Below are 13,388 nucleotides of genomic sequence, written 5' to 3' on the forward strand. Positions count from 1 at the left end.
GCGCCGTTAGAGCCGGTACGCCTTTTTCGCGAGCGTATAGGCAAGTTCCTGCGCCAGCTCGTGCGCCTCGTCTTCGCCGAGCCGATGCTCGGCGACGAGACGCGCCAGATATGCGCAATCGACCCGGCGCGCCACATCATGGCGGGCCGGTATGGATGGAAAGGCGCGGGTGTCGTCGTTGAAACCGACGGTGTTGTAGAAGCCGGCCGTTTCGGTGGTCATCTCACGGAACCGGCGCATGCCTTCGGGGCTGTCGTGGAACCACCAGGCCGGCCCGAGCTTCAATGCCGGGTAGACGCCGGCGAGCGGCGCCAACTCGCGCGCATAGCTGGTCTCGTCGAGGGTGAAGAGGATGATGGTGAGATCGCGCTCCAGCCCGACACAGTCGAGCAGCGGCTTCAGCGCTGTCACATAATCGGTGCGGGTCGGAATATCGAAACCTTTGTCCCTGCCAAACTTCTGAAAGACAGCCGGCGAATGATTGCGCCAGGAGCCGGGATGGATCTGCAGGACCAGCCCGTCGTCGCGGCTCATCTTGGCCATCTCGGTCAGCATCTGGGCGCGAAACAGTTTTCGCTCCCGCTCGTCGTCCGAGCCCCGGCGGATGCGGTTGAACAGCTCCTGCGCGGCGGCATCCGAGAGATTGGCGGTTTCGGCCGTTGGATGGCCGTGATCGGAGGACGTCGCACCGAAACTTTTGAAGAAGGCCCGCCGCTGGCGATGTGCATCGAGATAGCCGGCCCAGTTGCCGGTATCGCATCCGGTGATCTCGCCAAGCCGGTCGAGATTGGCCGAGAACCCTTCGAAATCGGGATCGACGACCGCGTCCGGCCGATAGGCGGTGACGACGCGGCCCTCCCAGCCGCTGTCGCGGATCATCTGGTGCCATCTGAGATCGTCGAGCGCTCCTTCGGTCGTCGCGATGACCTCAATGTTGAAGCGCTCGAACAGTGCTCGGGGGCGAAAATTCTCCCACTGCAGCAGCATCGCGATCGTGTCGTAATGGCGGTCGGCCGTCTTGGCATTCAGCGGCTCGTCGATGCCGAACAGGTGGGCAAGAACATGGTCGAACCACAGCCGGGTCGGCGTTCCGCGGAACAGGTAGTAATGCTCGGCGAAGCGCCGCCAGATCGTCCTGCCGTCGGTCTCCACCGGCGAGCCGTCAAGCGTCGGTACGCCAAGCTCCTCAAGGCGAACGCCCTGGCTGAACAGCATACGGAAAATGTAGTGGTCCGGCACGATCAGCAATTGCGCCGGATCCGGAAACGCCTCGTTGAGCGCATACCAGCGCGGGTCGGTGTGGCCGTGCGGGCTGACGATCGGCAGGTCCTTGACCGCAGCATAGAGATCGCGGGCCAGCGAAAGCGGGCGCGCCTCGGCGGGAAACAGCAAATCCGGATCCGTCAATGCGGCCACGTAATCCTCCCAATCCAGACATCGGTAGGGTTGGAAAGAAATAATGTCAACATACAAAAACTGGGTTGTTGTATGATGACTTTTCGTCGGTCATCGCCCATTGTGCGTGACGGCATCGGGTGTTACGCCGCCTGCCAGCAGTGACCCAACAATCTCGATCAGACACGTGGCGCAATGACCAATAGACGCCTTTCCAACAGCACGATGAAGGCACTGCCGGCTTCGGTCGCGGTTCCGCGCTACGCCCGCGGCGGCGTCGCACCGGGCATCGTCCATCTCGGCGTCGGTGCGTTCCACCGCGCCCACCAGGCGGCCTATGTCGACGACTGCCTGGCGTCGGGAGAGACGGACTGGGGCATTGCCGGCGTGTCCTTGCGCAGTCCAGACACGCGCGACGCACTGGCGCCGCAGGATGGCCTCTACACGCTGGCGATCAGGAGCAGCGTCGGCGAAGAGCTGCGCGTCATCGGTTCGATCCTGTCGCTGCTGGTCGCGCCGGAAGATCCGGTTGCGGTGCTCGCAGCTCTGACCGATCAGCGCACCCGCATCGTCACGCTGACGATCACCGAAAAGGCCTATCTGAGGGCAGCCGGCGGCGGACTGGACAATACCCACCCCGACATCGTCCATGATTTGGCTAACCCGCAAATGCCAAGGACGGCGCATGGTTTTCTCACCGAAGCGCTGTCGCGCCGCCGTGCCGCCGGCATCCAGCCTTTCACCGTGCTCTGCTGCGACAACCTTCCGGCCAATGGCGCCACGCTGCACCGCCTGCTCGTCGAATTCGCAGCACTGCGCGATTCCAGGCTCACCACTTCAGGCGATGCCAGGCTCGCCACTTCAGGCGATGCCAGGCTCGCCGCACACATCGCCGACGGCGTCGCTTTTCCGTCGAGCATGGTCGACCGTATCGTGCCGGCGACCACGGATGCCGACCGGGCGCGTATCGCCGTCGAGCTAGGCTTGGAGGATGCCTGGCCGGTGATGACCGAGCCGTTCTGCCAATGGGTGGTCGAGGACGATTTTCCGGCGGGCAGGCCGGCCTGGGAAAAGTTCGGCGTCACCATGGTCGGCGACGTCGGGCCCTTCGAGGACATGAAGCTGCGGCTGCTCAACGGTTCGCATTCGGCAATCGCCTATCTCGGTCTGCTCAGCGGCTACGAAACGGTCGACCGCGCCTTTGCCGATCCGGCGATCCGGCAATTCGTCGACGGACTATGGGCCGAGGCCATCCCGACGCTGCCGCAGGACGCCGGGCTCGATACGGCCGGCTACACGGCCCAGCTTGCCGAACGCTATTCGAACACGGCGCTCGCCCATCGCACGGCGCAGATCGCAAATGACGGCAGCCAGAAGCTGCCGCAGCGCATCGTCGCCTCGGCCCTCGATCGGCTGGGTGCTGGTGACCCGCCTGCGCATCTCATGCTGGTGGTAGCCGCCTGGATCGCCGCTTGCGAGGCGCGCGGCAAAACCCTGCCGGAAGCCCATTTCACCGATCCGATCGACACTCGGTTCACGGCGCTCGGCAGCCGGCCGGCTGTCGAAACGGTGACAGCGATGTTCGATCTCGCCGGCTTCGCCAAGGACCATTCCCACCGCATGACACTGATCGATCTGACGGCAGCCCATCTCGAGCGCCTGCGGCGGGGCGGACCTGCCGCCGCCTTCGCGGCGCTTGGCATAGGGAGTGAGAAGCCATGAGACAAACCTGGCGCTGGTTCGGGCCAGACGATCCGGTGACGCTTGCCCATGTCCGTCAAGCCGGTGCCGCCGGCATCGTCAGCGCGCTGCACCACCTCAATGACGGCCGCGCCTGGCCGGCGGACGAGATCGCCAGGCGCAAGGCCGAGATCGAGGCAGCAGGCCTGACCTGGGACGTGGTCGAGAGCATCGTCGTCCACGAGGACATCAAGACCCGCAGCGGCGACTGGCGCACCCTGATCGACCAATACAAGGCCTCGATCCGCGCCGTCGCCGCGGCCGGCATCAACACCGTCTGCTACAATTTCATGGCGATCACCGACTGGACGCGCACCGACCTCGATTTTCCGATGCCGCATGGCGGCACGGCGCTGCGCTTCGATGTCGTCGAGCTCTGCGCCTATGACGTCTTCATCCTCAAGCGAGAAGGGGCGGAGGCCGATCACCCGCCGGCCCGCGTCGAGGCGGCGCGTGTGCGGCTGCAAGGGATGAGCGACAGCCACAAGGCAAGGCTCGAGCGCAACCTGATCGGCTGGGTGCCGGCGCGCGAATTCATCTTCGATCGGGCAAGCTTCCGTCGCGCCCTCGACCTCTACAAGGACGTCTCCACCGAAGGACTACGCGAAAACCTGTTTGCCTTCCTGCGCGAGATCGTGCCGGTGGCCGAAGAGGCCGGCGTCAGGATGGCGATCCACCCCGACGATCCGCCTTTTTCGCTGTTCGGCCTGCCGCGCATCGTTTCCAACGCCAATGATGCACGCGCGCTGCTCGACGCCGTCGCTTCGCCGGCTAACGGGTTGACACTGTGCACCGGCTCCTACGGCGCGGGCGCGCAGAACGACCTGCCGGCAATGGCCAGGGCCTTCGCCGAAAACATCCACTTCGCCCATCTGCGCAATGTCACCAAGGAGCCCGACGGCTCCTTCCACGAAGCCGAGCACCTCGACGGCGACACCGACATGGTGGCGGTCGTGTCGGCGCTGATTGGCGAAGAGCGGCGGCGCAAGGCGGCAGGCCGCGCGGACTGGCTGGTGCCGATGCGCCCCGACCATGGCCACGCCATCGTCGACGACATCGGCAAGAAGGTGAACCCCGGCTATTCCTGCATCGGCCGGCTGAAGGGCCTCGCCGAACTGCGCGGCGTCATGCGCGCAGTGGAGGCACTGACAGTTTGAGCAGCCCCTCCCTTCTCCCCTTGTGGGAGAAGGTGGCCGAGCGAAGCTCGGTCGGATGAGGGGTGTTCCAGGGAACGCCAACGTCTCATTTCTTCCAACACCCCTCAACCGTCTTGGCGCTGCGCGCCAATCCACCTTCTCCCACAAGGGGAGAAGGGAGAGGGCGCCTGTCAAGCCGGCAGGATGGCGCCTTCGAGCGTCGTGAGCTGGTTAAGGAACTGCTCGGCCTTGCTGCGGGTCTGGTCGTCCTTGGCGTCGGCGGCGTCTTCCCTGGCCTCCTGGATGCGGCGGGCAAGGTCGGCGCGGTCGATGTCACCGACGGCGACCGCCGACTCGGCGAGCAGCGTACAGCCGGCCGGAACGATGTCGGCAAAGCCGCCGAACACGACATAGCGTTCTTCCTTGCCTTGCGCGGTCTTCAGCGTAACGACGCCCGGCTTGATTGTGGTCATGACCGGCGCGTGATGCGCCATGACGGTCATTTCGCCTTCGGCGCCCGGAATGACGACGGATTCGACCTGCTCGGAAACCAAGAGGCGCTCCGGCGAGACCAGTTCGAATTTGAAAGCTTCAGGCATGATCAGTTTAGCGACTGGTGAATGGTGAATGGTGAATGGTCAAAAAGAATGACCTTCACTCAGCCCCGATTTCCTATCCGCTACTCCCCATTCACAATTCGCTGTTGACCATTCACCATCAGGCCGCTTCAGCGGCCAGGCGCTGTGCCTTCTCGACCGCTTCCTCGATACCGCCGACCATGTAGAAGGCGGCTTCTGGCAGATGGTCGTAGTCGCCGTTGCAAAGGCCCTTGAAGCCCTTGATGGTGTCGGCGAGGTCGACCAGCTTGCCCGGTGCGCCGGTGAACACTTCGGCGACGAAGAAGGGCTGCGACAGGAAGCGCTCGATCTTGCGGGCGCGGGCGACCGTCTGCTTGTCCTCTTCCGACAGCTCGTCCATGCCCAGGATGGCGATGATGTCCTGCAGCGACTTGTAGCGCTGAAGGATCGACTGCACCTGGCGGGCGACCTGATAGTGCTCTTCGCCGACAACCATCGGGTCGAGCATGCGCGAGGTCGAATCGAGCGGATCGACCGCCGGATAGATGCCTTTTTCGGAGATCGCACGGTTGAGCACGGTCGTCGCGTCGAGGTGGGCGAACGAGGTCGCCGGCGCCGGGTCGGTCAGATCGTCGGCCGGCACATAGATCGCCTGCACCGAGGTGATCGAGCCCTTGGTGGTCGTGGTGATACGCTCCTGCAGCGCGCCCATGTCGGTGGCCAGCGTCGGTTGGTAGCCCACGGCCGAAGGAATGCGGCCGAGCAGCGCCGACACTTCCGAGCCCGCCTGCGTGAAGCGGAAGATGTTGTCGACGAAGAACAGCACGTCCTGGCCCTGGTCGCGGAAATATTCGGCAACCGTCAACCCGGTCAGGCCGACGCGCGCGCGCGCGCCCGGCGGCTCGTTCATCTGGCCATAGACGAGCGCCGCCTTGGAGCCTTCGCCGCCGCCCTTCTTGTTGACGCCTGACTCGATGAACTCGTGATAGAGGTCGTTGCCTTCGCGGGTGCGCTCGCCGACGCCGGCGAACACCGAGAAGCCGCCATGCGCCTTGGCGACGTTGTTGATCAGTTCCTGGATCAGCACCGTCTTGCCAACGCCGGCGCCGCCGAACAGGCCGATCTTGCCGCCGCGGGCATAGGGTGCCAGCAGGTCGAGCACCTTGATGCCGGTGACCAGGATCTGCGCTTCCGTCGACTGCTCGACATAGGTCGGCGCCGGTTGATGGATCGAGCGCATCTCGATGCCGTCGACCGGACCTGCCTCGTCGACCGGCTCGCCGATGACGTTGATGATGCGGCCGAGCATGCCCGGGCCGACCGGCACGGTAATCGGTGCACCGGTGTCATAGACGTCCTGGCCGCGGACCAGACCTTCGGTCGAATCCATGGCGATGCAGCGCACGGTGTTTTCGCCCAGATGCTGGGCAACCTCGAGCACCAGGCGATTGCCGACATTGATCGTCTCAAGCGCGTTCAGGATCGCCGGCAGATGTTCGCCGAACTGGACGTCGACAACGGCGCCGATGACCTGGCGAACCCTGCCTGCCAGGCCGGTCTTCTTGATGGTGGCGACCGGCGTATTCACAGCGGCGGCCTTAGTTGGTGCCGCCTTCTTGGCCGGAGCGGCCTTTGCAGCTGCCGGAGCCTTCGCTGGTGCCGCGGCCTTAGGGGCTGCCGTCTTGGGGGTCGCTGCTTTCGCCATCGTCTTTACCCTTTTCGTCTCTTTGTTTCTCACACGCCTGAGGTCGATGACCTCCTTGTGAGCGTGCCTAGAGCGCCTCGGCGCCCGAAATGATTTCGATCAATTCCTTGGTGATCTGCGCCTGCCGCTGGCGGTTGTAGGTGATCGACAATTTGTTGATCATGTCGCCGGCGTTGCGCGTCGCATTGTCCATCGCGCTCATCTTGGCGCCCATCTCGCCGGCAGCATTCTCGAGCAGCGCGCGAAAAACCTGCACGGAAATGTTGCGCGGGATGAGATCGGAGAGGATTTCGCCCGGCTCTGGCTCGTATTCGTAGACGGCGCTGCCGCCATCCTTCACTTCCGCGGCAGCCGAAGCGACGCCCGCCGGGATAATTTGCTGCGCTGTCGGGATCTGGCTGATCACCGACTTGAACTGCGAATAGAACAGCGTGCAGATGTCGAAGCCGCCCTCGTTGAACAGGTTGATCACCTTCTTGGCGATGGCATCGGCATTGACGAAGCCCAGCGTCTTGACCTCGCGCAGGTCGACACGCTCGATGATCAGCGCCCCGTAGTCGCGGCGCAATATGTCGAACCCCTTCTTGCCAACGCAGATGATCTTGACCTGCTTGCCGTCGGCCAGGAGCTTGCGGATGTGGTCGCGGGCAAAGCGGGCGATCTGCGAATTGAAGCCGCCGCACAGGCCGCGTTCGGCCGTGCAGACGACAAGCAGATGTACGTCGTCCTTGCCGGTGCCGGTCATCAGCGCCGGGGCATCCCCGCCGCCACCGATCGCCTGGGTGATGTTGGCCAGAACCGCGCCCATGCGCTCCGAATAGGGACGTGCCGCTTCCGCCGCTTCCTGCGCGCGACGCAGCTTCGCAGCGGCGACCATCTGCATCGCCTTGGTGATCTTCTGCGTCGCCTTGACCGAGGCGATACGGTTACGAAGGTCTTTTAACGAAGGCATGCTTCAAACCTGATCCCGTCCGTCCTGCTCAAGCAAAGGTCTTGGCGAAGGCGTCGATTTCTGCCTTCAGCCGGGCGCGCAGATCGTCGGACAGCGCCTTCTCCTTGCGGATGCCGTCGAGCACGTCCTTGCCGGCCGAGCGCATATGCGACAACAGACCATGCTCGAACTTGCCGACCTGGTTGATCGCCAGCTTGTCGAGATAGCCGTTGACGCCGGCGAAGATCACCGCGACCTGCTCCTCGACCTTGAGCGGCGAGAATTGCGGCTGCTTCAACAGCTCGGTTAGGCGCGAGCCGCGGTTGAGCAGGCGTTGCGTGGCGGCGTCGAGATCGGAGCCGAACTGCGCGAAAGCAGCCATTTCGCGGTACTGCGCGAGTTCGCCCTTGATCGACCCGGCAACCTGCTTCATCGCCTTGATCTGCGCCGAGGAGCCGACGCGCGACACCGACAGGCCGACATTGACCGCCGGACGGACGCCCTGGAAGAACAGATTGGTCTCAAGGAAGATCTGGCCGTCGGTGATCGAGATGACGTTGGTCGGGATGTAGGCCGAAACGTCGTTGGCCTGCGTCTCGATGATCGGCAGCGCCGTCAGAGACCCGCCGCCGTTTTCGTCATTGAGCTTGGCGGCGCGCTCGAGCAGGCGCGAGTGCAGGTAGAAAACGTCGCCGGGATAGGCTTCGCGGCCCGGCGGGCGGCGCAGCAGCAGCGACATCTGGCGATAGGCGACGGCCTGCTTCGACAGATCGTCGTAGCTGATCAGCGCGTGCATGCCGTTGTCGCGGAAATATTCGCCCATGGTGCAGGCGGTGAACGGCGCCAGGAACTGCATTGGCGCCGGATCGGAGGCGGTTGCGGCGATGATGATCGAATAGTCGAGCGCGCCGCGCTCTTCCAGTACCTTGACGAACTGCGCCACGGTCGAGCGCTTCTGGCCGACGGCGACATAGACGCAGTACAGCTTTTCCTTCTCAGGGCCGTTGTCGTGCACCGATTTCTGGTTGAGCATGGTGTCGAGGATGATCGCGGTCTTGCCGGTCTGGCGGTCGCCGATGACCAGCTCGCGCTGGCCGCGGCCGACCGGGATCAGCGCGTCGATGGCCTTGAGGCCGGTCGACATCGGCTCGTTCACCGATTTGCGCGGGATGATGCCGGGCGCCTTGACGTCGACGCGCTTGCGTTCGGTGGCCTGGATCGGGCCTTTGCCGTCGATCGGGTTGCCGAGCGCGTCGACGACGCGGCCGAGCAAGCCCATGCCGACGGGCGCGTCGACGATGGCGCCGGTGCGCTTGACGGTATCGCCTTCCTTGATGTCGCGGTCGGCACCGAAGATGACGACGCCGACATTGTCGGCTTCGAGGTTGAGCGCCATGCCGCGGATGCCGCCGGGGAACTCGACCATCTCGCCGGCCTGGACATTGTCGAGGCCGTAGACGCGGGCGATACCGTCACCGACGGACAGTACCTGGCCGACTTCGGAGACCTCGGCCTCCTTGCCGAAATTCTTGATCTGGTCTTTCAGAATTGCGGAAATTTCCGCGGCGCGGATGTCCATCAGCCGACCTCTTTCAGTGCAAGCTTGAGCGAATTGAGTTTGGTTTTGAGCGACGTATCGATCTGGCGCGAGCCTATCTTGACCACCAGTCCGCCGAGCAGCGACGGATCGACGGTGACCGTGATCGCCACGTCCTTGCCGGCGACGCTTTTCAGCGCTGCTTTCAGCTCGGTTTCCTGGGCAGGCGTTAGCGCATGCGCCGAGGTGACCTCGGCAGCGGTCTCGCCACGGTGTTCGGCGGCGATCTGGCGCAACGCCTTGATCATGCCGGGCACGGCAAACAGCCGGCGATTCTGGGCAACGACGCGCAGGAAATTGCCGGTGAGGCCGGTGATCCCCGCTTTGTCGGCGATCGCGGCGATCGCCTTGGCCTGGTCCTCGCTGGAGAAGACAGGGCTCCTGATCAGCCGCGAAAGGTCAGCGCTGCCTTCGAGCATCGTTTCGAACCTGTTGAGGTCGGCCTCGACGCTGGCGACCGAATTGGTCTGCAGAGCGAGTTCGAACAGCGAACCCGCATAGCGTTGTGCGACACCTGAGATTGGCGATGACGATTGGGCCACGGACCGTCTTTTCTCTTGTCTGACAGGCCGCAGATTGTTGGCGCGAGCAAAAACTCTGGCTAAATCTTTGACCTTACTGCATTTTTCCAAGCACGGAGGCGCGGCTTCCGCTATCCCCGGTCGAAAGTCGATTGCCGTCTAGCACAGGCATTTTCAGACCGCAATGCGTCGTCCGGCATGGTTTTCAGGCACTATTGTCGCATCCGCTGGCCGAGTTCAGCAACCAACCCCGGATTGATCCCTGATTCAGGGCAAAAAGCCGAAGGCGAAGGCAAGCGGCAGCGCCGCCAGCACCAGCTCGACGACGATGGATGCCCAGTTGAACGGCGTGTTGGCGCCGTCCGACATCATCGACAGCAGCCGGCCGAAGGCGGTGAATAGCCAGGAGAAGCCGAGCGCCATGTAGAGCAGCGGCTGCGCCAGGAGGATGCAGCACAGGCTGAGGCCGAGATAGAACCCCGACATCCGGCCGCGCCCCTCAGCGATCGCCGCCGCCTTCTCGGGCTTGACCTGCAGCCGCAGGATCCGGAACGCCAGTCCTGGCGCCAGGAACAGCAGCAGGCCGAACAGCAGGGTCACCACGGCGCTCGACCATGCCAGCCACTCGCCCTGGCTCATCGGCCACGGAAACGCAAATTCCATCTTGTCCCCCTCGTGGATGCATCCCTGAAATCTCGGGCAGTTTAGCGAAGCAAGAGACATTCGCCAGATAGATATTGGACACTCACGCACGATCTCTTTCAGCGGGCGATAAGAGGTCGCCGCCGATTCCAGCTCATCCCGTCGAGCAAGCTAGGCCTGTTCCTTTCCTGTATAGTTGCTATATTATGACCACATGAGACCACAGGAGAGCGGTTGTGAAAACGATGCAGGTTCGGGATGCCAAGGCAGGATTCTCGGCGCTCGTCGAGGCCGCGGAGAACGGCGAACCAACCATCATTACGAAGCATGGTAAACCAGCGGCGGCCATCGTCTCGATCGAGGACGTTCAAAAGCTATATCCCGTCAAGCGCCGGAACTTCGGGGAATTTCTTTTGACCTATCCCGGAGGGATAGAACTTGAGAGGAACGAAGCACCCTCGCGGGATGTCGATCTTTGAATGGCTATCTCATCGATACATCGATTCTATCCGCCTTCGCGCCCGGAAAGCCGGAGCTTGCAAAAGACGTTTCCACATGGATTGTAACGCAAGGCGAAAAGCAGACGCTGTTCGTACCTGTAATAGCAATCGTTGAAATCGAGAAGGGCATACGCAAGCTCGATCGTGCGGGTGCTACAAAACGGGTGGAGAGTCTTACTGCTTGGCTCAAAGATATCATCGAAGGGTTTGCTGGTCAGATTCTGGAGGTCGATACCGATATTGCGCGAAGAGCAGGCCAAATGGAGGAAGCAGCCTCTGCGCAGGGGAGAAATCCAGGCTTAGCTGACATACTCATCGGCGCCACGGCGGCAATCAAAGAGCTTACTGTGATAACAGCCAATATCCGACACTTTGAAGCGCTCGACGTGTGGTGCTGGAACATACTGCAAGACCCGCCTGCGGCCGATTAATACACTCAAGCGAGTTACAAAAAGCTCTGCGGGTCGATGTCGACCTGGACGCGCACCGAACCCCGTATCTTCGGTCCTTCGGCCAGCATGGTGCGAATGAACTCTTGCATGTCGGCGCGCCGTTCGCCCTGGATCAGCAGGCGAAAGCGATGGCGGCCGCCGATCAATGACAGCGGCGCCTCGGCCGGGCCGAGCACGAACAGGTCGGTGGCTTGCGGCGCGGCGCGACGCAGGCCACGGGCGTGCCCTTCGGCTTCGGCCCGTGTCGCCGCGCTGACGATGACGCCGGCGAGCCTGCCGAAGGGCGGCAGCCCCGCCCGCTCACGCTCGGCGATCTCGCGCTCGTAGAAGGCCTCGGCATCGCCGGAGACGATCGCGCGCATCACCGGATGGTCCGGCTGGAAGGTCTGCAGCAGGCCGAGGCTTTTCTTGCCGGTACGGCCGGCACGGCCGGTCACCTGGCTGAGCAGTTGGAAGGTGCGCTCGGCGGCGCGCGGGTCACCATTAGCAAGACCGAGATCGGCATCGACCACACCGACCAGCGTCATATTGGGGAAATTATGGCCCTTGGCGACGAGTTGCGTGCCGATGACGATGTCGGCCTCGCCATTGGCGATGGCTTCAAGCTCGAGCCTCAGCCGGCGCACGCCGCCCATCAGGTCCGACGACAGCACGATGGTGCGGGCATCGGGGAAATGCGCGACGACCTCCTCGGCGATGCGCTCGACGCCCGGCCCGCAGGCGACGAGATGATCGAGCGTGCCGCATTCGGGGCAGGCTTCGGGCCGGCGTTCATTGTGCCCGCAGTGGTGGCAGACGAGCTGGCCGCGAAAGCGGTGCTCGACCAGCCAGGCCGAGCAGACGGGACAGCCGAAGCGGTGGCCGCAGACCCGGCAGAGCGTCAGCGGCGCATAGCCGCGCCGGTTCAGGAACAGCAGCGACTGTTCCTTTCTTTCCAGCGTCTGCCGCATATGGCCGAGCAGCACCGGCGACAGGAAGCCGCCGCGTGCCGGCGGCGCGCGGCGCATGTCGACCGTCTTGAGATCGGGAAGTGCCGCCTCGGCAAAGCGCGCCGAAAGCACCGCCCTGCTGTAGCGGCCCTGGCTGGCATTGACCCGGCTTTCGACCGACGGTGTCGCCGAGGCGAGCACGACCGGAAAGCCGCCGATATGGCCGCGCACCACGGCCATGTCACGCGCGTTGTAAAAGACGCGATCCTCCTGCTTGTAGGCGGGATCGTGCTCTTCGTCGACGACGATTAGTCCAAGCTCCCTGAACGGCAGGAACAACGCCGAGCGAGCGCCGGCGACGACCCGCACGCCGCCTTCCGCCACCTGCCGCCAGACCTTTTCGCGCATTCTTGGCGGCAGATCCGAGTGCCACTCTGCCGGCTTGGCGCCGAACCGCTCTTGAAAGCGTTCGAGGAAGGCGTGGGTCAGCGCGATCTCCGGCAGCAGGATCAGCACCTGCTTGCCGCGGTCGAGCGCGGCCGCGACCGCCTCGAAATAGACCTCCGTCTTGCCGGATCCGGTTACACCGTCGAGCAGGGTGACGCCGAATGTACCGGTCGTGACATTGGCGCGCAGCGTCTCGGCGGCATCGCTCTGGTCGGGCATCAGTGTCGGCACGGCGTAGCCGGGATCGGGTGCTGCGACCACCGGCCGCGGCGGGATCATCACCGTCTCGAACACGCCCTGCGCCCTGAGCCCGTCCACCACCGTCGACGACACGCCTGCCGCATGCGCCAGGCCGGACCGCGTCCAGGCCAGTCCGCCTTCGGCCGTTTCCAGCACGCGCGTCCTCGCCTCCGTCATCCGGTCGGGCTTGGCGAAGGTGCGCTGCAGCCCTTCGATCCACGGTTCCGGGTCGAACGCCTCCGGTGCCCTGAGCAGCATGCGCGCCACCATGCCGGGCGGCGACAGCGTGTACTGCGCCACCCAATCGACAAAACGCCGCATCGCGCGGTCGATCGGCGGGCAGTCGAAAACCTGCTCGATCGGCCGCAATTTCTTCGCGTCGACCTTTTCGACGACGCCGTCCCAGACGATGCCGGCGACCTGGCGCGGCCCAAGCGGAACGCGCACGATCGAGCCCGGCACCACGCGCATGCCAGCCGGCACGGCATATGTGTAGGGGCGCTCGGCGGGCATCGGCACCAGCACCGGTGCGGCCGCGACAAAGGGCGAATCTTCGATCATGAGGCGTGACCTTG

General features: G+C 64.0%; 12 protein-coding genes. 4 read left to right on the forward strand and 8 right to left on the reverse strand.

What is annotated here, in order from left to right; all coding sequences use genetic code 11:
• Positions 1-6: 6 nt before the first annotated feature.
• Positions 7-1,416, reverse strand: coding sequence for a glucuronate isomerase (gene uxaC, locus NKI19_RS04350; protein ID WP_352489187.1), 1,410 nt, complete (start codon positions 1,414-1,416; stop codon positions 7-9).
• Between the two features lie 174 nt (positions 1,417-1,590).
• On the opposite strand from uxaC, the gene NKI19_RS04355 reads away from it, so the two are divergent.
• Positions 1,591-3,117 carry a mannitol dehydrogenase family protein gene (locus NKI19_RS04355; RefSeq protein ID WP_352489186.1) on the forward strand — a complete coding sequence of 509 codons (1,527 nt, stop codon included), beginning with the start codon at positions 1,591-1,593 and terminating at the stop codon, positions 3,115-3,117.
• Positions 3,114-4,292, forward strand: a complete 1,179-nt coding sequence (gene uxuA, locus NKI19_RS04360; protein WP_352564682.1) for a mannonate dehydratase — start codon at positions 3,114-3,116, stop codon at positions 4,290-4,292. The genes NKI19_RS04355 and uxuA overlap by 4 nt, the downstream gene beginning before the upstream one ends.
• A gap of 170 nt (positions 4,293-4,462) precedes the next feature.
• On the opposite strand, the gene NKI19_RS04365 is transcribed toward uxuA, so the two are convergent.
• From NKI19_RS04365 to NKI19_RS04390, 6 genes are all read right to left on the reverse strand, one after another.
• Positions 4,463-4,870: a F0F1 ATP synthase subunit epsilon gene (locus tag NKI19_RS04365; RefSeq protein ID WP_352489184.1), complete on the reverse strand. Its 408-nt coding sequence runs from the start codon at positions 4,868-4,870 to the stop codon at positions 4,463-4,465.
• Between the two features lie 118 nt (positions 4,871-4,988).
• The gene (gene atpD, locus NKI19_RS04370; protein WP_352489183.1) at positions 4,989-6,554 is read right to left on the reverse strand and encodes a F0F1 ATP synthase subunit beta; all 1,566 of its coding nucleotides are present in this window, start codon (positions 6,552-6,554) and stop codon (positions 4,989-4,991) included.
• Positions 6,555-6,621: 67 nt separating this feature from the next.
• Positions 6,622-7,506 (reverse strand): F0F1 ATP synthase subunit gamma, encoded by an 885-nt coding sequence (locus NKI19_RS04375; RefSeq protein WP_352489182.1) that lies wholly within the window; start codon positions 7,504-7,506, stop codon positions 6,622-6,624.
• A 28-nt stretch (positions 7,507-7,534) separates the two neighbouring features.
• On the reverse strand, positions 7,535-9,064 hold the full coding sequence (atpA, locus tag NKI19_RS04380) for a F0F1 ATP synthase subunit alpha (RefSeq protein ID WP_352489181.1): 1,530 nt from the start codon (positions 9,062-9,064) through the stop codon (positions 7,535-7,537).
• On the reverse strand, positions 9,064-9,624 hold the full coding sequence (locus NKI19_RS04385) for a F0F1 ATP synthase subunit delta (protein WP_352564683.1): 561 nt from the start codon (positions 9,622-9,624) through the stop codon (positions 9,064-9,066). Before NKI19_RS04385 ends, atpA begins: the two co-directional genes overlap by 1 nt.
• Positions 9,625-9,870: 246 nt before the next feature.
• The gene (locus NKI19_RS04390) at positions 9,871-10,266 is read right to left on the reverse strand and encodes an AGROH133_08824 family phage infection protein (protein WP_352489179.1); all 396 of its coding nucleotides are present in this window, start codon (positions 10,264-10,266) and stop codon (positions 9,871-9,873) included.
• Between the two features lie 215 nt (positions 10,267-10,481).
• Between NKI19_RS04390 and NKI19_RS04395 the strand changes: the two genes are divergently transcribed.
• Positions 10,482-10,724: a type II toxin-antitoxin system Phd/YefM family antitoxin gene (locus NKI19_RS04395; protein ID WP_352479579.1), complete on the forward strand. Its 243-nt coding sequence runs from the start codon at positions 10,482-10,484 to the stop codon at positions 10,722-10,724.
• The gene (locus tag NKI19_RS04400) at positions 10,721-11,176 is read left to right on the forward strand and encodes a PIN domain-containing protein (RefSeq protein ID WP_352489178.1); all 456 of its coding nucleotides are present in this window, start codon (positions 10,721-10,723) and stop codon (positions 11,174-11,176) included. The genes NKI19_RS04395 and NKI19_RS04400 overlap by 4 nt, the downstream gene beginning before the upstream one ends.
• 14 nt (positions 11,177-11,190) lie before the next feature.
• Here NKI19_RS04400 and NKI19_RS04405 read toward each other — a convergent pair whose 3' ends face one another.
• The gene (locus tag NKI19_RS04405; RefSeq protein WP_352564685.1) at positions 11,191-13,374 is read right to left on the reverse strand and encodes a primosomal protein N'; all 2,184 of its coding nucleotides are present in this window, start codon (positions 13,372-13,374) and stop codon (positions 11,191-11,193) included.
• Between the last annotated feature and the right edge of the window lie 14 nt (positions 13,375-13,388).

Source organism: Mesorhizobium sp. M0751 (assembly GCF_040320265.1).
GTDB lineage: Bacteria > Pseudomonadota > Alphaproteobacteria > Rhizobiales > Rhizobiaceae > Mesorhizobium.